Source organism: Mycobacterium sp. SMC-13, assembly GCF_045311035.1.
Classification (GTDB): Bacteria; Actinomycetota; Actinomycetes; order Mycobacteriales; family Mycobacteriaceae; genus Mycobacterium.
In genome coordinates this window covers 304,146-328,183 of the sequence record NZ_JBJIAI010000001.1, presented here as the reverse complement: position 1 = coordinate 328,183, position 24,038 = coordinate 304,146, and the positions used below count along the sequence as shown (strand labels likewise).

Sequence of the window (24,038 nt, the reverse complement as noted above, 5' to 3'; positions counted from 1 at the left end):
GTCAGCCGGTGCTTTCGCGTTCTTCGAGACCGACGGCCTCCCGCAGTTCCTTCTCGTCGTCGCGGAGGCCCTCGTTCTCGTTGCCCATGTGGTGCATCACATCCGCCAGCGCGTCGGCGATGGCATTGAGCTTGTGCTGAAGCGCGTCACCGGCGCGTCGTTCGGTGTTCTGCAGCAGGGCCACCAGCAGGAACGTGATGATCGTCGTGATCGTGTTGATGACCAATTGCCACGTGTCGACGGTCATGAAGGCGAATGTCGGCGCCCAGAGGACCACGAGCAGAACGCACGCCAGGAAGAACCAAGCGCGCGAAACGATTTCGGCCGTGTTGGTGGCGAATCGGTCGAACATGGACACTTTGCCGGTGACGCCCGACGGCATCACGTCGGCGTCGGCATTGTCGGAGGCAGTCATGACGCGTCCTTTCCCGAGGTAGCCCTGATTACCCGCGACGAGTCCGCGCCAAACGGGACCGGATTCGCCAGAAACTCCACCAACACGGCGGAGAGCGTGTCGATGCCGGCGCGCGGCACCACCTCGTAGCCGTGGGTGCTCAGTGTGGGCAGGCACAGCAGCCCGGCTGCGGCCGCGTGCCCGTTCGACTTGGCGTGCGAAGCATCGGATTCGAACGCACCCAGCACCGCCGGTTGCGGATCGGCGCCCAACGCGGTCGCCACGTCCACCAGCCGGTCGGCGACCGCCTTGTCGTAGACGCACTGCGCGTCGCTGTAACCGACGATGGGTCCGCGCGTGACGGTGGTGCCGTATTCGCCTTCGGTCGGGCCGACCTCCAGCGCCAGGGTCAATTCACCGGGCAGGGCCCGGCTGGCGTACGAGCCGCCGAGGCCACCGACCTCCTCACTGACCGTGCACACGAAATACACGTCCTGGGGCGGTCGTTCCGCCCGCTGCCGCAACTCGCGAGCCGCCGACAGCAGAACCACCAGCAGCGCTCTGTCGTCCATGAAATAGGAGCCGAGATAGTCGTCGATCTCGACGAGTTCCCGTTTGCTTCGGTGGACGCACACGCGGGTGCCGGGGCGGATGCCGGCCTCGGTCAGCTGCTCCGGCGTGCGGCCCGTGAACACGTACACGTCCGACCAGTTCAGAGCCCGGTCACCACCGTCGGGTTTGGTCTGCCAGATCTGCGGGCTTTCCTGCGTGGTGTGTTCGGAACCCACTGTGAGAACACCGCATACGTGCTCACGGTCACCGAGCATCAGCACCGGCCCGAGGCCGAAGTTCGCCGGGTACATCGTGCCCAGCGGCGTCAATCGCACTCTGCCGTCGGGCTGCACCCGCTTCACGAGCATGGACAGTTCGTCCATGTGCGCCATCACGCGGATGGGCGGGTGCTCCTCATCACTCTGCGACGAGGACACCCGCCCCACCACGTTGCCCGCCCGGTCGATCCAGGCGCTGTCGACCAGGGGTGCCAGCTCCCGCAGGCAGATATCGCGGACGGCGTCTTCCTGGCCACAGGGCCCGTACGCCAGTAACAGTTCCTGCAGCAGCTGGATCATCGGTCTCAGCGGGCGCTCGAGATCACGTCCCGGACCCGGTCGAGCATGGCGGCGAACGGCCCGACGATGAAGTTCGCGGCCGGGGACTCCACGCCGGGGTGCGGCCGGGTCGGCGCAACTGCTTCGGCGAGCTTGGCGATCTCGCCCATGCGCTCGAGCTCCTTCTGCGAAAGCTCCGTTCCGAGCTTGGCGAACTCTTCCGCCTCCTCATGCTCGGCGTGCGCGATCACCGCGTCGCGGAGTTTCGTCAGCTTGGCGGTGAATTCCTTGCTGTCCACATCGAGCGACTCCAGTTCGGAGAGCAGCTTTTTCGCCTCGTGCTCCTCTTCCAGTCGGGCATCGACGACCTTCTCGCCGCCGGGCAGCTTCTGCTTCGCCCGCGGATGGACGATCTCTTCCTCTGCGGTTTCGTGCACCGCGAGGAGTCTGCGCAGATCCTGGAACGACCTCGCTCTCTCGTCGCCGGCCAGCACCAGGGTTTCGGTGAACAGTGACTTGATCTGCTCGTGCTGATCAGTGAGGAGATCGATCACGTCTGACGGGGATTTGAGGGCATGAGAAGCCATATTTCCTCCTGTGAGAACGTCTGACGCGCCCGGGCTGTGAGCGCGTCCCCCACCGATTACCCGGTGCGCCGACGGTCAAACGGGCCAGTGCTGCAGCGAGGTGCACCCGGCCGCCCAGCTGGACAACATGTGATCGGCCAGCCGCCCCTCGACCGCGTCGAAGGCCCGAATGCCGAACACGACGTCCAGTTCCAGGCCCGGCTCGCGCGACAACAGGTCCGCCACGACGTCCTTGCGGACCACCTGTTCATGAACGGCGTCGGCCTCGACGTGCTCGCGGTAGAAGTCGACACACGGTCGCGGAGCACCAAGCCTCTTGAGGCCCTTGACAATTCGCTGCGACGCCGGCGACGAGGTCAGTTCGGTCGCGGCGAAGTGGCCGACGGCCGCGCCGCGCAGGTGGCGGTGCAGACCGAACATCGACATGAGGTTCACCGCAGCCAGCGTGCTGCCCGTTGCATTGCCGAGGTAGTGCAGGTAGTCGTTGCGCAGCCCCGCGGCGTCGAGCAGATCGGCGAACAGCCGCTGGTGCATGGTCGCGTAGCCGCCACGACCGCCGTATTCGTCGTATTCCACTGCCACGAACGCGGCTTTCGCACGACCGGTCAACCGCGGAATGACCCACGACTGCGGATCGGCTTCCTTCAGGTGGTACAGCGAGCGGTGGACGAAGTACTCCTGCATCTGCGGCCACGTCGCCCGATCCTGGATATAGACGGACAGACTCGAGTCATCAACAGGGTCGGCGTCGCAGCGGGCGAGCTCGGCGTGCGCCGTACTGTCCGGGCTGATCTCGCCGACGAGTTCCCGGACCGCTGCCAGGAACCGCTCCTCGATGCGATGGCGAACATCGAGCAGGGCGGGATTCCATTCCCACTTTTCGTCGGTGTCCGTAAAACCCCGGTAATGCAGTTCATAGCAGACATACAGCGCCAGCTGCAGGTCGAGTCCGAAGGGATCCGCGTTCCCGAGCGGTAGCTGTATCCGCGTCAGGTACTGCGTGGGCAACCGCTCACCGAGCAGTCCTATCACCACATCGGACACGGGACCACGGGGGTCCGGTAGCAAAGGCTGAACCAGTTCTTCTGTGCACATGAGACCTCCCCGATACCCGCAGGTGTGGGAAGCTAAACCCGGGTGTAGACGCCGGCACTACGGGTATCCCCGAGACATCATGAATCAGTCTGAGACACCCCTGCTCGATGCGCTTGTCCGCTATCGCTCGATCGGCGAGTACGGCTTCACCCCTCCCGGCCATCGGCAGGGGCGTGGCACCGATGCCCGCGTACTGGATGCCCTGGGCGCGCAGCCGTTTTGGAATGACGTGCTGGCCAGCGGCGGCTTGGACGATCACCGCAACTCGAATGGGTATCTGCGGCACGCCGAGGACCTGATGGCGGCCGCCGTGGGCGCCGACATGGCGTGGTTCTCGACATGCGGCAGCTCGTTGTCCGTGAAGGCCGCCATGATGGCGGTGGCCGGCGGCGACGGCAGCCTGCTGGTGGGCCGCGACAGCCACAAATCGATCGTTGCGGGCCTGGTGTTCTCCGGGGTGCTCCCCCGCTGGATCAGCCCGCGCTGGGATGCCGAACGGCACCTGTCCCACCCGCCGTCGCCGCAGGACGTCGCCGACGGCTGGAAGCGGTACCCCGACGCCGCCGGCGCACTGATCGTCAGCCCGTCCCCGTACGGCACCTGTGCCGACCTCGCGGGCATCGCAGAGGTCTGTCACGCGGAGGGCAAACCGCTGATCGTCGACGAAGCCTGGGGCGCGCACCTGCCGTTCCACGAGGACCTGCCCACATGGGCAATGGATGCCGGCGCCGACATCTGTGTGGTCAGCGTGCACAAGATGGGTGCCGGATTCGAGCAGGGCTCGGTGTTTCACGTGCAGGGCGACCTGATCGACGACCGCAGGCTTGCCGCCTGCGCCGACCTGCTGACGACCACCAGTCCCAGCGTGCCCATGTACGCGGCGATGGACGGCTGGCGGCGACAGATGGTCGAGGACGGGCATCGACTGCTCAGTGCCGCGCTCCGGCTGTCCGACGAGCTACGCCGCGATCTCGAACACATCGACGGCCTGCATGTTCTCGAGGACGAACTGCTCGGCGTCGAGGCGTCCCATGACCTGGACCGGCTCCAGGTTCTGGTCGACGTATCGGCCACCGGCATGTCGGGTTACCAGGCCCAGCAGTGGTTGCGGAAACAACACCACATCGACGTCGGCTTGGCGGATCACCGCCGAATCCTGATCACGCTGTCGATGGCCGACGACCGTGAGACGATCCGGCCACTGGTCGTGGCGCTGCGCCAGTTGCCCACGGCCGCTGCGGATTTCGAACCACCGCCGCACGTCAACCTGCCGGCGCCCGAAGACCTGCAGCTGGAGACGATCCAGTCACCGAGGGACGCGTTCTTCGGCCCGGTGGAGACGGTGCCCGTCGAGATGGCGGCCGGACGCGTCTCGGCCGAACAGATCACGCCCTATCCGCCCGGTATACCGGCCGTCGTCCCCGGCGAACTGATCAACGCCGAGGTCCTGGACTACCTGCGGACCGGCATCGCCGCGGGCATGTACCTGCCGGACCCCGCCGATCCCGAGCTCAAATCGGTGCGGGTCACCGCACCGCGGGTGTAGAACCGCCCGGCACCGGGCATTAGAACGTCGAGGACTGATCCCCAGGAGGCATCCCATGAAAGACCCCGTCGACCATGCTCGCACCACCCGGCCGCATGCCGGCGAAACCTTCAAGGACGGCACGAACGCCCCGGGCCTGGTGGCGGTCGGCCTGGCGGTGGCGACCTTGGTCGTGAGCTTGTACTTCTTCGCCGACGGCCGAGCGGACACCGGTGGAGTGGCCCTGGCGATCGCGGCAGTGCTGGCCGTGGGGGGCGGCGCCTGGCTCTACGCGCGGCACCGCCGCATCCGGCGCCGTGAACTCGACTACCTCGAAACGCACCCCGGTGCGCCGCGGACGCCGCCGACGAGCTGACTCAGAAACCCGGGCTCCTCCCGTTGCCCAGGTAGCGCAGACCGGCGGCGGTCACCGTCCGCGAGTCGAGCACGTTCCGGGTGTCGATCACGACAGCGTCAGGTGCATGTTGCGCGATGCGCGGCCAGTCCAGGTCCCCGAACACCGGCCATTCCGTCAGTACGACGAGCGCGTCGGCCCCCTTGGCCGCGGTGTAGACATCGTCGACCGCGGTGACCCCGTTGTCGCGCAATACTTTCGGGTCGATCACCGCCAGCTGCGGATCGTATCCCCGGACCTCCGCGCCCTGCCGGGCCAGCGCTGCCGCGATGGTCAGCGCCGGCGAATCCCGGACGTCGGGGGTACCGGCCTTGAAGGTCAGGCCCAGCGCCGTGATGCGCGCCGATGCGACGGGTTCGGCCATGGCCGCCGACAACGCCCGCACTACCCGCGGGGCCTGCGCCGCGTTGGTGTCGCGCGAGGCGGCCACCTCGCGCAGCGCCACGCCGTGCAGCCGCGACGTATACAACAGCGCCGCACTGTCTTTGGGCAGGCAGGAACCGCCCCAGCCGGGTCCGGGCTGCAGGAACTGCCCACCGATGCGGGCATCGGCGCCCATGCAGCGGGTGACGTCGGCGATGTCCGCGCCGACCTCGGCGCACAGCGCAGCCAGCGAGTTGACGTACGAGAGCTTCACCGCCAGAAAGGCATTGCTGGCGTACTTGGCCAGCTCTGCGCTTTCCGGCGCCATCCGGAGCACCGAATCGGCAGTCGCCCCGTACAGGGCACCGACCCGGTCGGCGGCGGTGTCATCCATGGCGCCGATGAGGACCCGGTCCGGCTCGCGGGCATCGGCCACGGCATGGCTCTCACGCAGGAACTCCGGGTTGGATACCACGTGGATCCCCTTGTCGCGCACCGCGGTGGCGATGTCTCGGGTGGTACCGACCGGCACCGTGGATTTGACCGCGATCACGCTGCCCGGCGACAGGACCTGCCGCAGTTCGGTGACGGCCGACCACACCGCGCTCAGATCGGCGGCGCCGTCGGCACCGCTCGGTGTCGGCACGCACACGAACACCACGTCGCAATCCGACAATGCGCCGAAATCGGCACTGAAGCACAGGGTTCGGTCAGAAAGACCTGAGGTCAGGAGCTCGGCCAGGCCGGGTTCGTCGAGCGTGGCGATACCCTGGCGCAGCTGCGCCACCCGGGCGGTGTCGGTGTCGACGCACACAGTCCGATGTCCCCGCTCGGCCAGGCACACCGCAGTGGTGAGGCCGACGTAGCCCGCACCGACCGTGCCCGCCGTCATACGCGTTCCTTCAGTACGCCTTCTGTCGCCGCGATCACCCGTTCGACGGTGATGAGCAGCAATCCCCGATCTGGCCGGTCGGCGTGCGGGTCGCCCTGATCACCGGCCCACAACACGATGTGGGGGCCGGTGCCGGGCGGTCCCCACCGAGCCGGCGGCGTCGGGCCGAACAGCAGCACCGACGGCGTCCCCGTCGCCGTGGCGATGTGGCCGATGCCGGTGTCCCCACAGATGACCAATCGGCTGTCACTGATCAATGCCACCGTGCCCATGAGCCCGAGGCGGCCGGCCAGCACCGCGCTGTCGGGCAATCCGGCGCCCGCGGCGACCGCTCGGGCCAGGTCGAGTTCAGCGCTCGACCCGGTGATGACGACGCGCTCGCCGGCCCGGTGCAGCGCCGCGGCGACGGCTGCGAAGCGCTCGGCCGGCCATCGCCGGGCCGGCGCCGAGGCCCCGGGATGGATCACCACCGAGCCGGAGCGGTCCGGATATCCACGCGGTCGGCTGATGGCGAGATCGCCTGGGTCACAGGCGATGCCGGCCCATTCCAGCAACCCGCACCAGCGCGCCACGTCGTGCACGTCCTCACGCCACGGTGGTCCCGCGTATTGGGGAAAGGCATCATGCCGGTGAGTCAGCAGCGCTCCCGGGCGTATTGCGGCCAGATCAGCGATGCTCTCCGGGCCGCTGCCGTGCAGATTGACGGCCAGATCGGGCGGGCGGCGCCGCGGGTGCAGCCGCCCGAGCTCCGGTGTCGCGTCGACTTCGTCGACCGCACCGGACAGCAACGCCAGGCAGACATAGGGTTCGGGCGTGGCCAGCACGATCCGTGCATCCGGGTAGGCCCGGCGCAGTCCGCGCAGGGCCGGAAAGCTGGTCAGCAGGTCACCGAGACCGAGCGCACGCAACACCAGGATGTCGCGCGGTGCACCGATGGTGTCGGCCCACCTCACGGCCACGAGGGCTCCGTCGATTGGCACACGACCAACTCCCGAATCTCGCATCCGGCCGGCTGCGACAACGCGAATATCACGGTGTCGGCGACGTGTTCGGGGTCGTTCAGTTTGGCGTCGGGCGGCGGCTTGTACTGCTCGTCGCGGTCGTCGAAGAACGCGGTCCGCATACCGCCGGGGATCAGCGTCGTGACGCCGACCTCTCCGGCCAGCTCGGCGGCGAGCGCACGGCTGAAGCCGATGACGCCGAATTTCGACGCGCAGTACGCCGTGGCGTCGCTGACCGCCTTGAGGCCCAGCGTCGACGCGCAGGTGACGATGCGTCCATGTGCCGCTTTGAGATACGGCAATGCCGACCGCACCGCCGCCGCGGTTCCCAGCAGGTTGACGTGCACGACCCGCTCCCAGTCCTTGACCGGTACGTCCGCCAGCTTGCCGCACGAATCGATGCCGGCCGCGGTGAACAGTCCGTCCACCTGCCCGCCGCACTCGTCCGCCAGCAGGGCCACCGCGGCCTCGACCGCATCGGCGTCGGCAAGGTCCGCGCACTGGAACGGCACCGGCACCGACGGGATGTCGCGATCGATCACCATGGGCCGACCACCCTGCGCGGCAATCCTTTTCACGGTCGCGGCGCCGAGCCCCGAGGACCCGCCGGTGATGATGACGTTACCGATCATGGCTTGTTCCCTTCGTTCACGATCGCGCTGCGGCGATCAGATTGGATGACGAGTAACCGGCGACGGTCGGCAGCAGGACCACCTCACCGCCGTACCGGCGGACGACCTCGGCCTCGGGCAGTGGCGCGTCGGCGTAGTCGCCGCCTTTCACCCACACATCGGGGCGCAGCCGGGCCAGTGCCTGCGCGGGCGAGTCTTCGTCGAACACCAGCACCGCGTCGACGCAGGCCAATGCCGACAGCACGCGGGCGCGGTCGGCCGCTGCCATCACCGGCCGGCCCGCGCCTTTGAGGGCACGCACCGAACGGTCCGAGTTGATCAGGACCACGAGCGCGTCGCCCAACAGCCGGGCCTGGCGCAGCAACCGGACATGGCCGGTGTGCAGCAGGTCGAAGCAACCGCCCGCGGCCACCACCGTCGTCGCACGTGCCCGCAGCCGCTGCCGCACGGTTTCGATGTCACCGGTCAGCGCTTCGAACTCACCGCCGTCATCCGGCACATCGGTCACCGGCGTCGACACCGCGCCGGCGCCACCGGCCGCGACGAACTGCCCGGCCACACCGACCGCGGTGGTGACGGCCGAGCGCACGTCCTGCCCGTTACCCAGTTCAGTTGCCACCGACACCGCGAACCGGTCGCCGGCACCACAGGAATCACCTCCGGACACCCGGCCGACGAGCGATGGAATCTGCACGGTGCCAAGTGGTTCCGTATCGAGTACCGCACCTTGTGCGCCACACGTGACGCAGACCGCGGCGGCCTGCCAGTCCTTGCGCAGGGACGCCGCCGAGCGGCCGACCGCTTCGGCCTGGTTGGGCGTGACCAGTCGGCACCCGCGAACCGGGTCGCTTCCCCGGGGATGCGGATCCCACACGACCGGCACCCGCTGTGCCGCCGCCGACAACAGCGCCCGCAGCCCGGGATGCGCGGTGACGCCGCGCCCGTAATCGGCCACGCAGATCACCGCGGCATGCGCGATCGCATCCGCTGCCTCGGCGGGAACCTCGTCAGGAGCGGCGGTACCCGAACCCCGGTCGATCCGCAGCACGCACTGGCCGCGGGCCCGCACCCGGGTCTTGCATACGGTGCCGCCGAGCATCGGCAGCGGCACCACCCGGACACCCGCGCTGGACAACAGCCCGGTCAGCTGACGACCGTCGCGGTCGTCGGCGACAGCGGTCACCAACGTCACGTCGTCGGCCGACCGGGCGGCCAGCAGCGCCGCGAGACCGGCGCCACCGGGACGATGCCAGACCCGCTCGGTGTCGATCACGGGCACCGGGGCGTCCGGACTCAGCCGCTCGGCCGCCCCGTCGATATCGACGTCCAGCAGTGAATCGCCGACGATCACAATCGAATCAGCCACGCGGCACCACCTGGAGCCGCTCGTCGACCTCGATGCACAGCGCGTGAACCAGGAACAGATGCAGTTCCTGGACGGTGGCCGTCGAGGGCGCCTCCACGCAGATGGCGTCTTCGCAGATGGCGGCCAACGGATTCGGCGCCGGGCCGGTCAGGGCCCAGGTGGTCATCCCGATCTCGTGGGCTGCCTTCACCGCCGCCAGGACGTTGGGACTCGAACCGCTGGTGGACAAGGCGACCAGCACATCTCCCGGTCGGCCGTGCGCACGTACCCCGCGGGCGAACATCTCCTCGACCCCGTAGTCGTTGACGATCGCGGTGAGTGCGGACGTATCCGCGTGTAAGGCGATGGCCGACAACGGGTTCCGCTCGTCACGGAAGCGGCCCACCAACTCGGCGGTGAGATGCTGGGCCTCGGCCGCGCTACCACCGTTGCCGCAGGCGAGCAGCCGCCCTCCGCCGTCGAGCAGGTCCGCGAGTCGGCAGCCCCATCGGCTCAACCGTGGCGCCTCGATGCCGATCCGGTCAACGGCCTGCGCCAACGCCGAGATGTGCGCTGTGATCATGGCATTCTCCCAACTGAGTGACTGCCGCCAGCACCTCCGCGTCGGAGATGCCGTCCAGGCAGGGATGGCCGCGCACCGGGCACGTGCGGGCCCGGGTGCCCCGGCACGGTGCGGACTGATCACCGAGCCGAATGACGTTGCGCGTGTATGGACTCCATTGACTGGCGGGGACCACGGGGGCGAACAGCGACACCACTGGCGCACCGACCGCCGCGGCCAGGTGCGCGGGTCCGGTATTGGGTACGACGACCGCGTTGGCGTGCCGGAACACCGCGGACAATTCGCCGAGAGTGGTCCGGCCGCCCAAATCCAGTGCCGCCGTTCCCGCGACCTGCGCGGTGAGCCGACGTTCGCCCGGACTCCCGGTGACCAGTACGCGATGCCCCGCGCCCACCAGGGCCCGCACCATCGCCGCGCTGCGCGCCGCGCTGGGCCGGCGGGCCGGAACCGCCGCACCCGGGTGGAACACCACGTATCCCCCGCCACCGAGTTCACCCTCCAGCTGCTCCGGCAGCTCCCGGTGTCGCACCCGCAGCGCGCCGTCGTCGCTGTCGGGTAGCTGACAGCCACCGGCACATACCAGCGAAAGGGCCCGCAACGGCTCGGGAACGTCGGGCGTCACATGGTGACGGAGATCGAGCAGGGTCCCGGGATAGTCGTCGCAGATGGCGCCGATCCAGGGCACCTCCGCCATCCGGCACAGCAGTGCCAGCGGCAGCGGCGACTGGTGGAACGAGGTGGAGATGTACACCCGCTGCGGCGCGATGGCCCGCAGCGCCGCGATCAGCCGGAAGGCGTGCTCGCTCGTGAGATCCGGTGAGTCGAAGTCGACCCACGGTGCCTGCCACTCGACGATGTCGTCAACTCCGGGGAGCAGCTCGGCGGCGGCGCGGCCGCGGGGACCCACCAGCATGGTCACATTGCTGTGGGCGGCGACGGCGCGGACGGCCGGCCCGGTGATCAACACATCGCCCGCGCTGTCCAGCCTGGCGAACACCGTCGTGCTCATCGGCACTCCCGCAGTACGAGATTGACCGCGTCGGTGAGCGTCGACGCCACTCGCGCTCGGCGGCAAGCAGATTCGATCTCCTGCGGCAACGTGCGGGCCGTGGGGACCAAGATGGCCTCGGCGTCCGCGGCCAGCGCTGCGTCGACATCGCTGCCGGTGTCCCCGATCAGGACGCAGCGCGACGCGGGTACACCGAGCGCTTCGGCGGCTGCGTGCACCATGCCGGGCGACGGTTTGCGGCAGAAGCAGCCGTCGTCGGAGGCGTGCGGGCACACCTGCCAGGAATCGAACGGCCCCAACAGCGAATTGACCATCGCGTTGACGCTCTCCAGCTGATCCGGACTGATCAGTCCGCTGGCGACACCGGACTGATTGGTCACGACGCCGAGCAGCAGTCCCTGTTCGCGCAGCCGATTCAGCGCCATCGCGGCGCCGGGCACCGGCACCACCCCGGCCGGGTCGTTGAGGTAAGGGCCGTCCTCGATGATGGTGTCGTCGCGGTCGAACAGCACTGCCAGCGGCGGCTCCTTGCGGGCACGGCAGAACATCCACGTGCCGCGGAGCCGGTGGCGCACCGCCACCGGCGGAATGACGACGCTGGTGATCAGCAGGCGGGCCGCCCAGAACAGCCCGCGCGGCCCGGAAAGGTAACGGCGCAGCCAGAATTCGGTGGTCAGCGCGGCCCAGACCGCAGCACCCACCCGCACCGGCTGGCGGCGCCGGGCCAGGACGCCCAGCACGGTGGTCAGGGCAGCCGCCGTGGTGACGGTGTGCGCTGCGATACGGCCACGGCCCTCCCCGATCGCGGTTCTCCAGCCGCGACCATGTTTGCGGCGCATCAACGCGTCGTCGGTGTTGCCGACCTGTGCGCGGACCGCACTCAGCATGGTCGACTGAGCCACCGGGTGGATGGATCGTCTTGTGCCCCAGTCGATCCTGCCGCCGGCCCGGGTGATGCGCAGCGCCAGGTCGGAGTCTTCGCGGTAGGCCCGCGGAAACCGCTCGTCGAATCCGCCGACCTGGACCAGAGCCGAGCGGCGATAGGCCAGGTCCGCGGTGATCCACTGGGCGCCCGCCAATCTCTCGGTGCGGCGCTCGTCGTCGGTGAGCCGGCGCTGCGTCGGCACCGGAACCGCGATCCGCCCCTGAGAGCCGACGGCACCATCGGCGTCGGCGGCCGGCAGGTCACCCTTCAACGCGGCCAGCCACCCGTCGGCGGGCACCACATCGTCATCGAGAAAACAGATCCACCGCGCCGTCGCACTGCGCCAACCGACGTTGCGCGCGGCCGCTGGACCGCGTCCGCCGCTGCGCAGCACCGTGAGCGGCACCCTCGACACCGGCAGCAGCAGTGCCGGCACGGAACTGGGGCGATCGTCGACGATGATCACCTCCGCCGGGCTGATGCCTGGCGAATCATCCAGTGCGGCAATGAGGTCATGCAGGGATGCTCGGCCAATGGTCGGGATCACGATGGCGGCGTCCAGGTGTGGGTTCATCGCAGCCCCTGTGCGCGGCGCACCACGTAGGGACCGATGACGAGCATGTCGATCGGTGCGCTGCCGAAGCATTCGAGGGCGTCGCGTGGACTGTCGACCATGGGCCGGCCGGCGGTGTTGAAGCTGGTGTTCACCACCACCGGGACTCCGGACAGCTCGGCGAATTGCGCGATGGTCGCGTGCAGCAACGGCTGCGCGGTGGCGTCGACGGTCTGGATTCGCGCGGTACCGTCCACGTGGGTGACGGCGGGGATGCGCGGGCGCCAGTCCGGCGCGACGTCGTGCACGAACAGCATGTAGGGGCTCGGTATCGGGCCACCGCTGAAGATCTCGTCGGCCCGCTCGGCGAGCACCATGGGCGCGACGGGCCGGAACTGCTCGCGGCCCTTCACATCGTTCAGGCGCTCCAGGTTCTCCGAGCGTCGCGGATCGGCGAGCAGGGACCGGCAGCCGAGGGCCCGCGGGCCGTACTCCGACCGTCCCTGGAACCAGCCGATGAGATTGTTGTCGGCAAGCGCTCGGGCGACGGTGCCGGCCAGATCGGCCGGGCGCTCGAACGGAACCGCTGCGGTGGTGAGGGTTTCGGCGATCTGCTCGTCGGACCAGTCCCGGCCGAGGGCCGCCGACGCCATCGGGACGATCGGTTCGCCGGCTTCGGCGGCCAGCGCCAGCGCCGCACCGAGGGCCGTCCCGGCATCACCGGCGGCGGGCTGCACCCACACGCGACGGAACCCGCCGCGGCGGTGGATCTCGGTGTTGGCGACACAATTGAGTGCGACACCGCCGGCCAGGCAGAGGTTCTCGTGATCGGTCGCGTCGCGCAGCCAGTGCACCAGTTCGAGCAGCACGTCTTCGACGACCCGCTGCACGCTGCACGCGAGATCGACCCTGTCGTCCCAATCGGTGCCGAACGACGCCCAGTCGACCGGCCAGGTGCAGAAGCCGCCATCGCCGGTGGCGTATACGGATTCCCGCAGCTGATCGGCGAATCGCGGTTTGCCGTAGGACGACATCGCCATCACCTTGTACTCGTCGGACGACCGCTTGAACCCGAGGTGTTCGGTGAGCTCCTCGTACAGCAGTCCCAATGAATGCGGAAGGTCCTGGGCGGCAAGGATGTCGAGCTTGTGGTCGGTGCAGCTGCCCGCGAGCATCGACGTGCTTTCGCCGCGACCGTCGACGACCAGGACAGCACAATCCGGGTCGGGCGCCGCCAGGGCGCTGGACGCCGCGTGCGCGACATGGTGCCGCACAAACCGCACCTTGGCCGGATCCAGCCTGGGCAGTGCGGTTTTGAGGAAATGTGGGGCACGTTCGGCATACAGCGTGCGGAGGTATTCCCAGTCCCGGTCGAGGCCGCCGCGGTCGGCAGGGATGTCGCGCATCAACCGGGGGTCGTACGAGTATCCGACCGCGTCCAGGTCGGACGGCGCCAGCCCCGCGCGCTCCAGGCACCATCGGGCCGCCTGTACCGGGACCTCCCACGTCGCGAAGGGCACCGCGGACTTGCCGTGCTTGCGACGGCTGAACCGTTCTTCCTCCGCCGCGGCGATGATCTGGCCGTCCACCACGACGGCAGCGGCCGGATCGTGGAAGACCGCATTGATTCCGAGTATTCGCACTGCTAAACCCCCTGCCCGGCAAACCATTTGATGGTCTCCGACAACCCGTCGCGATAGCTGACCCGAGGCCTCCAGCCCAGCAGCGCCATCGCGGTGCTGATGTCCGGACAGCGCCGGTGCGGGTCGTCGGCGTCGGCCGGTTCGAACTCGATGGGCGAGGAACTGCCGGCGAGCTCCCGGATCAGCTCGGCGATCTGCAGGACCGTGAGCTCGTCGGGGTTGCCGATGTTCACCGGTCCGGCACAATCGGATTCGCCGAGCGCGACCAGCGCGTCGACCGTGTCGTCCACATGGCACAGCGACCGCGTCTGCTGACCCGTGCCGTGCACCGTCAAGGGTGTACCCGCCAAGGCTTGCCGGCAAAACGTCGGGACGACACGTCCGTCGTCACCGCGCATGCCGGGTCCATAGGTGTTGAAGATGCGCGCCACACCCACGTCCGCCGAGTACGTCCGCCGATGTGTGAACACCAGCGCCTCCGCGAACCGCTTCGCCTCGTCATACATGCTGCGAGGGCCGATGGGATTGACGTTGCCCCAATAGGATTCGCGTTGTGGATGCTCGAGCGGGTCACCGTAGACCTCGCTCGTCGAGGCCAGCACCAGCCGCGCGCCGGTTTGGGCTGCCAGGCCCAGCGCGTTGGACGTCCCGGCCGAACCGACACGTAGCGTCTGCTCGGGCATCCGTTGGTAGTCGATGGGTGACGCCGGGGACGCAAGGTGGAACACCACGTCCAGTGGCCCGCCCGCGACGCTCGGATCCAGCTTGTCGGCGATGTCGAGCTGGACGAACCGGTAGCCCGGATACTGTGCGGCCAGGCCGATTCCGGCATCACCTGCGGTGCTGAGGTCGTCCACGCACGTCACCTCGTAGCCGTCGCTGAGCAGTCGCCGGCAGAGATGCGTGCCGAGGAAGCCGGCGCCTCCGGTCACGAGTGCGCGTCGTCGATCAGCCATGAGCGTTTGCCGTTCTGCTGGGCGGGTAGTGGGAGCCGTTGTGAACCAGGGCACCGAAGAAAAACTCACGTTCGTGATCGCGACACGTGATCGCGAGAGCGAACTGGCTGCCGTCGTCGAGCGACTGCTGCAGACGACGGGCTGTCCGATCATCGTGGTCGACAACCATTCTCGTGACGGTTCGGTTGCCCGAATGCGTCAGCTCGAGCAGACCACCGACCGGCTCCGTGTGCTTCCGCTCGGCTCGAACCTCGGTGCCGTGGCCCGAAATATCGGCGTCGCCGCCTGCCGAACTCCGTATGTCGCGCTCTGCGATGATGATTCGTGGTGGGCCGCTGACGCGGTACCGCGGGCCACCGAAATCTTCGATACGCAACCGAACATCGGCCTGATCGCCGCCCGGACCGTGGTCTGGCCCGGTGATCGCGAGGACCCGGTGTCGAGCATGCTGGCCGCCAGCCCGCTGCCGCGCCGTTCCGGTCTGCCCGGGCCGCCGGTGCTCGGATTCCTGTCGTGTTCGGCGATGGTGCGCAAATGCGCCTTCCAGGCCGCGGGTGGCTTCAGCCCGATCCTGCACTTCCGAGGTGAAGAACAGCTGCTGGCAATGGATCTCGCCGCCCTGGGCTGGGAGTTGTGCTACTGCGCCGAGCTGACCGCGATACACCGCCCGTCCACGGTCCGGCCGCCGACGGCCGCGCAGGATGCCCGTGCGCTGCGTAACGCCACACTGACCACCTGGTTGCGCCGCCCGGCCAAGCAGTGTGCCGAGGCCACGGCCACGCTGCTCCGGGCGGCCATGAACGACCGGGAGTACGCGCGGGCCGCCCTGGAGGCGCTGTTGCGGGTGCCGGCCGTGCTGAGCGGGCGCCGGCTGCTGCCCGCGGAGGTCGAGGCGGCCGTCCGTCTGCTGGAGGCCCCTCATCCCGACAACGCCCGCGGCCGAGAGGGACGAGCATCGAACCAGAAGCCCGACGCCGCCAACCGGTCATAGATTCTCAGCGTCTCCGCCGCCACGCGGTCCCAGGAGTACCGGGCCTGCGCGCGATGACAGCCGGCCTCCCCCATGGCCCGGCGGCGCGAGTCGTCCGCCAGGAGTTCGTTGAGGACATCGGCGAGCAGATCAGGACGCCGCGGCGGCACCAGGCGGCCGGTGACACCATCCACGACGGTGTCGAGCATGCCACCGACCGCGGACGCCACCACCGGCACGCCACAGGCCATCGCCTCCAGCGGGACGATCCCGAACGGCTCGTACCACGGGGTGCACGCGACAACATCCGCCGAACGCAGCACCGCGGGCATATCAGCACGCTCCACCGACCCGTACAGCCGCACCCGCTTCGCGACGCCGAGCTCGCGGGCCAGCGCCAGTAGCCGCTGTGCCTCGCTGTCGGCACGCAACGCGGCCTTGTCGGGACCACCGACGATGACGAGTTCGGCGTCAGGTATCCACTGCAGCGCACGGATCATGACATCGAATCCCTTGCGCTGCACGAATCTGCCGACGCTGACGATGCGTGGGCGCGCCTTACGGGCGGCGGCCCGCCCGTCGGGACGGAACAACTTGAGGTCGACGCCGCACGGCACGACCGAGATCCGGGACCGCTCGCGGCCCAGACGCATCAGCTCGAAAACTTCATCGGTGCATGTCGCCGCCACCCAGGTGGCTTCCCTTGCCACCAGCTTCTCCAAGGTGAGCCGCTCCCGCGGACTGGTGTCCTGGTCCTTCTGGTACCTCCGCTTGACCACACCCAGCGCGTGGAACGTCTGCAGGGCAGGCAAATTCAGTTTCTTCGCCGCCAACTGCGTGGCAACGCCGGACATCCAGAAGTGGGCGTGCGTGACGTCGGGACGGGTCTGTGCCCACTCATCGTGGAGAAACCCGCCGAACTGCCCCATGTACGGCAACAGGTCGTCCTTGGGAACCGGGCGCGGCGGGCCGGCGGGCACATGCACCACCGTGTACCCCTCCGGCGCGATGACGCGCTCCGGCACGTCGGGATCGTCCCGACGGGTGTACACGTCGACCCGGTGCCCATGTCGACTGAGCGCCGCCGACAACGCCGCCACGTGGACGTTCTGCCCGCCCGCGTCGGCCCCGCCAAGTGCCGCAAGCGGATTGGCGTGCTCGGAGACCATGGCAATTCTCATCGTTCCCTCTTCCGGTCAGTGGCAGACGTCATCGATCACGCGGTTCCAGTCGGCCAGGAACCGGTCAAGTGCGAAGTGCTCGGCAGCGAACTCGCGGGCCGCCTTGCCCGCCAGCGCTGCCGCGGCGGGATCGTTCACGAAGTCCAGCAGGCCTCGCGACAGGACCTTCACGTCGGCGCCGACGACACCCGCGCGGGACGGCACCACCAGCGGCGCCATCGTCGAGGCGACCGCCACGATCGGCATGCCGAGGTACATCGCCTCGACCAACGACAGTCCCAGGGATGTCCATCGCGCGGTATGCAGATACACGCGGCGGCGTGCGACTCGACGCCACAGCTCGGGCGCGGGGATATCGCCCTTGCCCCGCAATCGATCTCGCGGGTCGGCCTGACGGCGGTTGAGTTCCTTGGTGTCGATCCCCCACACCTCGATCGGGACAGCTCGCGACAGCTCGCCGAGCAGGTCGGCGCCCACCGTGCGCCATCTGCGTAGCGGCTCGTTGATCATGGCCGCGGCCCCGGCGATGTCACCGGTGTAGAGCGGGCCGGGATCGGCGATGCCGTGATCGATGACCTTGGTCGGTGCAATTCCGTTGTCCCACATCAGCCTGTTGAATTCGGTGACATGGATCAGCGGGATGTCCCGCCGGTCGGCGAGCGGATGCACACTGTCCACCGCGTTCGGGCGCGGCGCGTTGTGCTCGACGTAGACGGCCGGCACGTCGACTCCGGGACGCCGCCGCAGCCACCGTTGTGCTTCGTCCAGTTCCCCGGGCCGCTGCAACACCACCAGGTCGACATCGGCAGCAGCCAGTTCCGAGAGCGGAATCTCTTGTGCTCGTGGCCAACTCCGGCCACACAAGCCACGCGCGTCACGATCGGGTGCCGCAGCCCCAACAGGCACGAGGTAGCGGTGCGGGCCGGCCACGAACGACTCCATCCAGGCGCCGTGCACATGCCACACCAGCACCGATTGCTCGCGGTCTGCTGTCATGCGGGCCGAGGTACCCGAGGGTTCGGCACTTAAACACCCGAAGTGTTTTCCGGCGCGTGGGACGGGTATCCGCTCTGACATGACACCAGAACAGTTCCCGGACGCAGTCCCCGACGCAGACGCCGTCGAGCAGTCGCGTGACGTCCAAGAACCGGTCCTCGATGACGAGGCCGCGGTCACCGGCCGCGACAACCCGCCGCCGGAGGCCGCCGCACACGATTGGTTGGAGCAGACCGCGGATGTCGAAATTGATGCCGACGAGGACGATTTCGGACGCGATGCCTGATGGAAACACCGATCCCCTATCCCGGGCACACCGCCGACATGGCAGAACAGCCGCATGATGAGATGCGCCAGTACGTCGGCCGCGGGCTGCTGAAAGGTCGCCGGGCCCTCATCACCGGCGGCGACTCCGGCATCGGGCGCGCGGTGGCGGCGGCGTTCGCCAAGGAAGGTGCGGACATCGCCATCGCCTACCTCGAAGAGCACGACGACGCGACGCACACCGCGAGCATCGTGGGCGCGGCCGGACGGACGTGCGCCCTGTTCCCCGGTGATCTCGGCGAGGCCGCCCATTGCCGAGAGGTGGTGGCGCGCACCCTCGCCGAGCTCGGCGGGCTGGACATCGTCGTCAACAATGCCGCATATCAGGCGCCTACAGACGATCTCACCGACATCACCGATGAGCAGTGGCGGCGGACGTTCGCCGTGAACATCGACAGTTACTTCCAGGTGACCAAGTCCGCCCTGGCGCATCTCCCGGACGGCGCCGCGATCATCAACACCGCGTCGGTGAACGGGCTACGCGGCAATGCGTCGCTGATCGACTACTCGGCCACCAAGGGAGCCGTCATCGCGTTCACCTACGCGCTGGCCCAATCACTGGCCAAACGCCGCATCCGCGTGAACTGTGTCGCCCCCGGGCCGGTCTGGACGCCGCTCATCCCGGCCACCATGCCGCAGGAGAAGGTCGAGTCATTCGGCGCCCACGCACCGTTGGGGCGGCCGGCCCAGCCGGACGAGATCGCGCCGTCGTACGTCTTCTTCGCCGCCGACCAACTGTCGTCGTACTACAGCGGTGAAGTGCTGGCGCCCCTCGGCGGCGAGACGATGCCGGGATGATGTTTGGGCCGGTCCCGCACGGGAAATCCCTGCCCCATGATCATTCGTAGGATCGCCCGTCCACTTCTGGCCACCGCGTTCATCGGACAGGGCGTCGAAACCCTGTTGAACACCGACTCCGGCGCCCAGGCCGTACAGCCGGCGCTCGACGGACTGAAGGACATGCCGGAACCCGTCGCACGCAATGTGCCCTCCAACGCCGTCGCCGTGGCGCAGGCGACCGCGGCCGCTCAGGTCGCCGGCGGGCTGTTGCTGGCCACCGGACGCATTCCGCGCGTGGCCTCGGCAGTTCTCGCGGCCACGGTGATTCCCGCAAACCTCGGTAACCACATGTTCTGGGCCGAGGACGATCCCGAGGCGAAAGCCGCCAAACGCCGGGGCTTCCTGGCCGACCTGAGCCTGCTCGGCGGTCTGATCCTCGCCTCCGCGGATACCGCCGGAAAGCCGTCGCTGGGATGGCGGGGTCGGCGCGCCGCGAAACGGGCGGCCGAGGCCCTCTCATCGACGGTGCCGTCCAGGACGGAAGTTGCGCTCGCCCGCATGCCGGAAGTGGGCGAAAAGCTGGGCCACGGAGTCCAAACCGGCTTCGAGCACGGCCGTGAGCTCGCCGGCGTCGCGCTCGAGAAGCTGGAAGGCGGGCTCGAGAAGGCTGCCCCGTATGCGGAATCTGCCTACCGGAAAGCCAGCGCCCGCGCCTCGGAGTTGGCCGACACCGTGGGAGACGGCTTGGAAAAGGCCGCTCCCTACGCGGAATCCGCGTACCGGAAAACCAGTGCGCGTGCGTCTGAATTGGCCGACACCGCAGTCACTACCGCAAAGAAGGCGAAAGCCCGGGCCTGAGGCCCGGGCTTTCGCCCCTCTTGTCACGTCAATACCAGTACCGGCGTCCGGCGACGGCATGACCGGCTGCCCCGAGGAGCCAGAAGATCGCGCCCACCACGACGAGCACGATGCCCAGGACCCACAGCAGATACACGTTGAAGACGAAGCCCAGGATGAGCAGGACTACTCCCAAAGCAATCATGATGATCGATTCCTTTTCTCAGATGCGGTTCACCGCATGGCACTCGGTTGCGGCAGTCGGCAATCGACCACCTTCGGATTGACCCCGGCGTAGTTCAACGGCCCGGCGACCACGGTCAGCGCGATACGCCCTGCCGAGCCGCAGCTCGTGTCGCCGCCGCGGAAATAGTCGCGTTGCCAGGCCGCCAGCACCCCGATCAACAGCCAGACCACCACGATGACGCCCACGCTTCCTCGCAACATGGCTCCTCCTAGACAGACCTCTCTGGTCTCATGGAAAGAAGTACCCATGGGTGCGTGACGGCAAACTAACGCGCAAGAAAAAGAACCCGCGACCGGTGCTTACCCGTCCAGCCCAAGTCGGGCCGCCAGCTCGAGAAAGGCCATGGCGAAGTCGTTTCCGGCCGCCAGTTCCCGGATTCGCGGCCAGTCGAGTTGCTCACGGACCGCGCGCACCGCCGGCAGCAGCGGAGCGAAGTCACAGTGATGTTCGTTGAGCGTCAGCAGCTTCTGGGTGATCACCGCATCGGGGGTCAAGACCGGCATCGAGATGGCCAGTACCTCGCGATCCACGGCCCCGGCGAGAAGAGCGGAGTCCACAGGCACGCCGTTGAGTCGGTGCAGAACATCGACGAGCACGCCCTCGAAGTACGCTTTGAACAGCCAGTCTTCTGGTGGTCGCTCGATGTCGAATCCGTTCTGGCCCAATATCTTCACCGCCGCCTCGGTGTCCGGCTCGGGCACGACGAAGTCGACATCGTGGTCGGGTTCCGGCGCGCCGTGGACCCACAGCGCGTAGCTGCCGGCAAGGGCGAAACTCTGGCCGTTCGCCTTGAAGGCACTTGCCGCGGCGCGCAGTGCGTTTCTCAGCTGGGTGCGCTCAGGACACATGACGCACCGCGCAATCAAAGTCGGCGTTCGGGGGTACCGAGTCATCATGACTTCGATGCGCCTCGCGACCTTCAACATCCTGCACGGCCGCACCGTCGGCGACGGAGTCCATCTCGACCGGCTTCGTCGCAGCATCAGCATCCTCGACCCGGACATCCTGGCGCTGCAGGAGGTGGATTTCGACCAAACACGTTCCGGCCGGGCGGATCTGACCGCCATCGCAGCTGAGGTCATGAATGCCGTCTCCCACCGGTTCGTCGCCGCCATCACGGGAACGCCGGGCGCCACCTGGATCGCCGCCACCGGTGAGGAACAACCCGAATCGGCGGCGTACGGCATCTCTCTGCTCTCGCGGTATCCGGCGACCAGCTGGCAGGTGCTGCGGCTGCCCCGGATACCGACCCGCTTTCCGATGTACCTTCCGGTGCCCGGCAGGGTCATGATCGTGCACGAGGAGCCCCGCGCCGCCGTGCTCGCCCGGCTCGAGACGCCGTTGGGCGCCATGACGATCGCCGGGACCCACTTGTCGTTCGTACCCGGCTGGAATCGGCATCAACTGCGGCAGCTGGCCCGCACAGTCCGCGCGCTGCCCGGACCACACATCATCGCCGGCGACCTGAACATGGCGGCGGAACCAGCCGAGCGCTGGTCGGGCATGCGTTCGCTGGCCTGTGCCAACACGTTTCCGGCTGAGGCACCGGCCCAGCAGCTCGACCACCTTCTCACCGACGACCGGCAGCTGGCCGTGCTCCGACATGCCACCCCGGAGGTGGAACTCTCGGATCACCGCCCGCTGGCTGTCACCGTGACCCGGCATTGACGGGTGTTACCCGTTTCCGCCCGCATCAAAACCGCCCAGGTCATGCGGCGTTACCGAATTGACGCGTTTGCCCATGCCGCATCCCGGTTATATCGGAGAGGTTGGATCCAGAGAGGAAGCCCGAATGCTGAGCTCCGAAATCTCGCCTGAGTGCGCAAACGTCTATCTGCCGCAACACGATTCGCGATTGTTGATCGAAACCATGCACCGCTGCTGCCACCCGGCGGGCATGCGCGTCGCGGACCTGTGTACCGGCAGCGGGGTGGCAGCGATTGCTGCCTCCGGCGCCGGAGCGGACAGCGTCGTTGCCCTCGATACGTCGCAAGCCGCCATCGCGGCAGCCCGCGCCAACGCACGGCTCGCCGGTTGCCGCATCGATGCGCGGCTCGGTTCCTGGTCGGCGGCACTGGGGCTCGAGCCATTCGACCTGGTGCTGTGCAACCCGCCATATGTGCCCGAGCCTGCGAGCGAACCGGTGATCGTCGGCGCCGGTGGTCCGCCCACGTCTTTCAATGCCGGCCCCGACGGCCGGCTCATCCTCGATCCGCTCTGCGCCGCGGCGCCCGCGCTGCTCAGGCGCGGCGGCGCAGCGCTCATCGTCCACTCCGAGTTCGCCGATGTCGCGAGCAGCGTCGCCGCCTTGCGAGGCGGCGGCCTTCAGGTTGACGTGGTGGCGCGCCGGACCATCCCATTCGGGCCGGTGATGACCGCTCGCGCACGGTGGTTGGAGGACTGCGGTCGACTGACACCCGGGCGGCGTACCGAGGAACTGGTTGTGATCAAGGCGGTGAAGCCATGAGTCCCGCGCGCAGAACCGTGCGCATCGTGCCCCGCGGCCCGATGCTGATCCAGGGGCCGGTCCAGGTCGAACTCGAAGACGGGACCCGCGTCTGCTCTGACAGATTCATGGTCGCGATCTGTTGCTGTCAACGCAGCAAGACCTATCCGTGGTGCGACACCAGCCATCGGCGGCAGAACCGGTCTGCCGCCGATGGCCGAAAGGCCGGCGTCGATCAGGCGCAACCCACTTGAGCGCGCAGATCGCGCAGGGTGCGGTCCAGTATCCGTGACACATGCATCTGGGAAACGCCGATCGAGTCGGCGATCTGCCGCTGCGTCATGGCACCGAAGTACCGGAGATACAGCACTTTCTGCTCGCGTCGAGGCAGCGCCGCCAGCAGGGACCGTACCGATTCACGATCCGTCACTCGGTCGAATCCGGCATCCATCTCACCAAGGGAGTCACCGAGCGCCTGCGCCCGCGAGTCGTCGTCGACGACGTTGACGTCCAGCGACTGGGGTTGATACGCCTTGGCTGCCACGATGCTCTCGACGACCTGGTCACGGTCGATCTCCAGCTCCTCGGCGAGCTCCTCGATGCTCGGCGCTCGCCTCAGATCGTTGGTCAAATACGCAGTGACACAGGCAATATCGTGCTGCCGATCTCGAATTCTCCTGGGTACGTGGACTTTCCAGCCATAGTCCCGGAAATACCGGCGCAGCTCTCCCATCATCGTGGGCAGGGCAAACGCCACGAATCGTGATCCGCGCGCGGGATCGAACCGGTTGACGGCCTGCAGCAGCCCCACCCGCGCCACCTGCATCAGGTCTTCGAGGTTCTCGCCGCGGCGGTCGAAGTGGCGTGCCACCCGGTCGGCCAGCGGGCAGCACCGCAGCACGATGCGTTCGAGTTGACGGGCATAGGCGGCCGAGTCGGGCGGTAATTGACGGAGCATCACGACCATCGCGACGACATCCGCGTATTCGTCAGGACTTTGATCGGGCTCTGCGCCGGCTTCTACCGGCTCACTCACTTCACGAAAGTCATTTTCCAACACAGAAACTGACATGCAGCACCCCTTCCAGGGTGTGACAGCACGCACGACACCACCGATTGACGGCATAGATAATTGGTCCGCGACGTGCTGGCTTCCGCCTTGACGGCGGAACGGCAATCTGCCGAAGTCGAGCCCGCCCGCAGTCGGCGAATCCTGAGAATGGAGGCCCC

The 24,038-nt window shown here is 68.1% G+C and carries 28 protein-coding genes; 9 read left to right on the top strand and 19 right to left on the bottom strand.

What is annotated here, in order from left to right; genetic code table 11:
- Position 1 precedes the first annotated feature (1 nt).
- The 4 genes from ACJH6I_RS01710 to ACJH6I_RS01695 all read right to left on the bottom strand — a co-directional run bounded on the left by ACJH6I_RS01710 (position 2) and on the right by ACJH6I_RS01695 (position 3,185).
- Positions 2–415, bottom strand: coding sequence for a low affinity iron permease family protein (locus ACJH6I_RS01710; protein ID WP_406783607.1), 414 nt, complete (start codon positions 413–415; stop codon positions 2–4).
- Entirely contained in the window at positions 412–1,524 is a 1,113-nt protein-coding gene (locus ACJH6I_RS01705; RefSeq protein WP_406783606.1) for a M42 family metallopeptidase, read from the bottom strand. Before ACJH6I_RS01705 ends, ACJH6I_RS01710 begins: the two co-directional genes overlap by 4 nt.
- A gap of 5 nt (positions 1,525–1,529) precedes the next feature.
- On the bottom strand, positions 1,530–2,090 hold the full coding sequence (locus ACJH6I_RS01700; protein WP_406783605.1) for a hemerythrin domain-containing protein: 561 nt from the start codon (positions 2,088–2,090) through the stop codon (positions 1,530–1,532).
- A 75-nt stretch (positions 2,091–2,165) separates the two neighbouring features.
- Positions 2,166–3,185, bottom strand: a complete 1,020-nt coding sequence (locus ACJH6I_RS01695; protein WP_406783604.1) for an iron-containing redox enzyme family protein — start codon at positions 3,183–3,185, stop codon at positions 2,166–2,168.
- Positions 3,186–3,264: 79 nt separating this feature from the next.
- Here ACJH6I_RS01695 and ACJH6I_RS01690 point away from each other — a divergent pair, with 79 nt between their 5' ends.
- Complete coding sequence (locus tag ACJH6I_RS01690) at positions 3,265–4,731, top strand: ornithine decarboxylase (protein ID WP_318984501.1); 1,467 nt, start codon at positions 3,265–3,267, stop codon at positions 4,729–4,731.
- 55 nt (positions 4,732–4,786) lie between these two features.
- Positions 4,787–5,086 carry a hypothetical protein gene (locus ACJH6I_RS01685; protein ID WP_318984500.1) on the top strand — a complete coding sequence of 100 codons (300 nt, stop codon included), beginning with the start codon at positions 4,787–4,789 and terminating at the stop codon, positions 5,084–5,086.
- 1 nt (position 5,087) lies between these two features.
- Here ACJH6I_RS01685 and ACJH6I_RS01680 read toward each other — a convergent pair whose 3' ends face one another.
- From ACJH6I_RS01680 to ACJH6I_RS01640, 9 genes are read right to left on the bottom strand one after another with little or no spacing between them, the layout of a single operon-like run.
- Positions 5,088–6,380 (bottom strand): UDP-glucose dehydrogenase family protein, encoded by a 1,293-nt coding sequence (locus tag ACJH6I_RS01680; protein WP_406783603.1) that lies wholly within the window; start codon positions 6,378–6,380, stop codon positions 5,088–5,090.
- Complete coding sequence (locus tag ACJH6I_RS01675) at positions 6,377–7,339, bottom strand: glycosyltransferase family 9 protein (protein WP_406783602.1); 963 nt, start codon at positions 7,337–7,339, stop codon at positions 6,377–6,379. Before ACJH6I_RS01675 ends, ACJH6I_RS01680 begins: the two co-directional genes overlap by 4 nt.
- On the bottom strand, positions 7,330–8,013 hold the full coding sequence (locus ACJH6I_RS01670) for an SDR family oxidoreductase (protein ID WP_406774726.1): 684 nt from the start codon (positions 8,011–8,013) through the stop codon (positions 7,330–7,332). The genes ACJH6I_RS01675 and ACJH6I_RS01670 overlap by 10 nt, the downstream gene beginning before the upstream one ends.
- Before the next feature lie 16 nt (positions 8,014–8,029).
- A complete protein-coding gene (locus tag ACJH6I_RS01665; protein WP_406783601.1) occupies positions 8,030–9,379 on the bottom strand; it encodes a PfkB family carbohydrate kinase in 1,350 nt (449 codons plus the stop codon).
- Positions 9,372–9,941: an SIS domain-containing protein gene (locus tag ACJH6I_RS01660; RefSeq protein WP_318984495.1), complete on the bottom strand. Its 570-nt coding sequence runs from the start codon at positions 9,939–9,941 to the stop codon at positions 9,372–9,374. The genes ACJH6I_RS01665 and ACJH6I_RS01660 overlap by 8 nt, the downstream gene beginning before the upstream one ends.
- Positions 9,901–10,950: a glycosyltransferase family 9 protein gene (locus ACJH6I_RS01655; protein WP_406783600.1), complete on the bottom strand. Its 1,050-nt coding sequence runs from the start codon at positions 10,948–10,950 to the stop codon at positions 9,901–9,903. The genes ACJH6I_RS01660 and ACJH6I_RS01655 overlap by 41 nt, the downstream gene beginning before the upstream one ends.
- Positions 10,947–12,449 carry an HAD-IIIA family hydrolase gene (locus ACJH6I_RS01650; protein ID WP_406783599.1) on the bottom strand — a complete coding sequence of 501 codons (1,503 nt, stop codon included), beginning with the start codon at positions 12,447–12,449 and terminating at the stop codon, positions 10,947–10,949. Before ACJH6I_RS01650 ends, ACJH6I_RS01655 begins: the two co-directional genes overlap by 4 nt.
- Positions 12,446–14,071: a carbamoyltransferase gene (locus ACJH6I_RS01645; RefSeq protein WP_406783598.1), complete on the bottom strand. Its 1,626-nt coding sequence runs from the start codon at positions 14,069–14,071 to the stop codon at positions 12,446–12,448. Before ACJH6I_RS01645 ends, ACJH6I_RS01650 begins: the two co-directional genes overlap by 4 nt.
- Before the next feature lie 2 nt (positions 14,072–14,073).
- Positions 14,074–15,027: an NAD-dependent epimerase/dehydratase family protein gene (locus tag ACJH6I_RS01640; RefSeq protein ID WP_318984491.1), complete on the bottom strand. Its 954-nt coding sequence runs from the start codon at positions 15,025–15,027 to the stop codon at positions 14,074–14,076.
- A gap of 40 nt (positions 15,028–15,067) precedes the next feature.
- On the opposite strand from ACJH6I_RS01640, the gene ACJH6I_RS01635 reads away from it, so the two are divergent.
- Positions 15,068–16,018, top strand: a complete 951-nt coding sequence (locus ACJH6I_RS01635) for a glycosyltransferase family 2 protein (RefSeq protein WP_406783597.1) — start codon at positions 15,068–15,070, stop codon at positions 16,016–16,018.
- On the opposite strand, the gene ACJH6I_RS01630 is transcribed toward ACJH6I_RS01635, so the two are convergent.
- Together ACJH6I_RS01630 and ACJH6I_RS01625 are read right to left on the bottom strand one after the other, a co-directional pair.
- Positions 15,946–17,178: a glycosyltransferase gene (locus ACJH6I_RS01630; RefSeq protein WP_318984489.1), complete on the bottom strand. Its 1,233-nt coding sequence runs from the start codon at positions 17,176–17,178 to the stop codon at positions 15,946–15,948. The two genes, ACJH6I_RS01635 and ACJH6I_RS01630, sit on opposite strands and share 73 nt — an antisense overlap.
- A gap of 15 nt (positions 17,179–17,193) precedes the next feature.
- Positions 17,194–18,174 carry a glycosyltransferase gene (locus tag ACJH6I_RS01625; protein ID WP_318984488.1) on the bottom strand — a complete coding sequence of 327 codons (981 nt, stop codon included), beginning with the start codon at positions 18,172–18,174 and terminating at the stop codon, positions 17,194–17,196.
- A 79-nt stretch (positions 18,175–18,253) separates the two neighbouring features.
- Between ACJH6I_RS01625 and ACJH6I_RS01620 the strand changes: the two genes are divergently transcribed.
- The 3 genes from ACJH6I_RS01620 to ACJH6I_RS01610 are packed head-to-tail and all read left to right on the top strand — an operon-like array spanning position 18,254 to position 20,136.
- Complete coding sequence (locus ACJH6I_RS01620; RefSeq protein WP_318984487.1) at positions 18,254–18,460, top strand: hypothetical protein; 207 nt, start codon at positions 18,254–18,256, stop codon at positions 18,458–18,460.
- The gene (locus ACJH6I_RS01615) at positions 18,460–19,296 is read left to right on the top strand and encodes an SDR family oxidoreductase (protein WP_318984486.1); all 837 of its coding nucleotides are present in this window, start codon (positions 18,460–18,462) and stop codon (positions 19,294–19,296) included. The genes ACJH6I_RS01620 and ACJH6I_RS01615 overlap by 1 nt, the downstream gene beginning before the upstream one ends.
- Before the next feature lie 36 nt (positions 19,297–19,332).
- Positions 19,333–20,136 carry a DoxX family protein gene (locus tag ACJH6I_RS01610; RefSeq protein ID WP_318984485.1) on the top strand — a complete coding sequence of 268 codons (804 nt, stop codon included), beginning with the start codon at positions 19,333–19,335 and terminating at the stop codon, positions 20,134–20,136.
- 28 nt (positions 20,137–20,164) lie between these two features.
- Here ACJH6I_RS01610 and ACJH6I_RS01605 read toward each other — a convergent pair whose 3' ends face one another.
- From ACJH6I_RS01605 to ACJH6I_RS01595, 3 genes are all read right to left on the bottom strand, one after another.
- Entirely contained in the window at positions 20,165–20,320 is a 156-nt protein-coding gene (locus ACJH6I_RS01605) for a DUF6131 family protein (RefSeq protein ID WP_165605920.1), read from the bottom strand.
- A gap of 29 nt (positions 20,321–20,349) precedes the next feature.
- Entirely contained in the window at positions 20,350–20,562 is a 213-nt protein-coding gene (locus tag ACJH6I_RS01600; RefSeq protein WP_090562272.1) for a hypothetical protein, read from the bottom strand.
- A gap of 99 nt (positions 20,563–20,661) precedes the next feature.
- Positions 20,662–21,210, bottom strand: coding sequence for a hypothetical protein (locus ACJH6I_RS01595; protein ID WP_318984484.1), 549 nt, complete (start codon positions 21,208–21,210; stop codon positions 20,662–20,664).
- Positions 21,211–21,265: 55 nt separating this feature from the next.
- Between ACJH6I_RS01595 and ACJH6I_RS01590 the strand changes: the two genes are divergently transcribed.
- From ACJH6I_RS01590 to ACJH6I_RS01580, 3 genes are all read left to right on the top strand, one after another.
- Complete coding sequence (locus tag ACJH6I_RS01590; protein WP_318984623.1) at positions 21,266–22,030, top strand: endonuclease/exonuclease/phosphatase family protein; 765 nt, start codon at positions 21,266–21,268, stop codon at positions 22,028–22,030.
- A gap of 73 nt (positions 22,031–22,103) precedes the next feature.
- Complete coding sequence (locus tag ACJH6I_RS01585) at positions 22,104–22,829, top strand: methyltransferase (protein WP_406783596.1); 726 nt, start codon at positions 22,104–22,106, stop codon at positions 22,827–22,829.
- Complete coding sequence (locus ACJH6I_RS01580) at positions 22,826–23,062, top strand: CDGSH iron-sulfur domain-containing protein (protein ID WP_318984482.1); 237 nt, start codon at positions 22,826–22,828, stop codon at positions 23,060–23,062. The genes ACJH6I_RS01585 and ACJH6I_RS01580 overlap by 4 nt, the downstream gene beginning before the upstream one ends.
- Here the strand turns inward: ACJH6I_RS01580 and ACJH6I_RS01575 are convergent.
- Positions 23,044–23,775, bottom strand: a complete 732-nt coding sequence (locus ACJH6I_RS01575) for a SigB/SigF/SigG family RNA polymerase sigma factor (RefSeq protein ID WP_318984622.1) — start codon at positions 23,773–23,775, stop codon at positions 23,044–23,046. The genes ACJH6I_RS01580 and ACJH6I_RS01575 overlap by 19 nt on opposite strands.
- Positions 23,776–24,038: the final 263 nt, after the last annotated feature.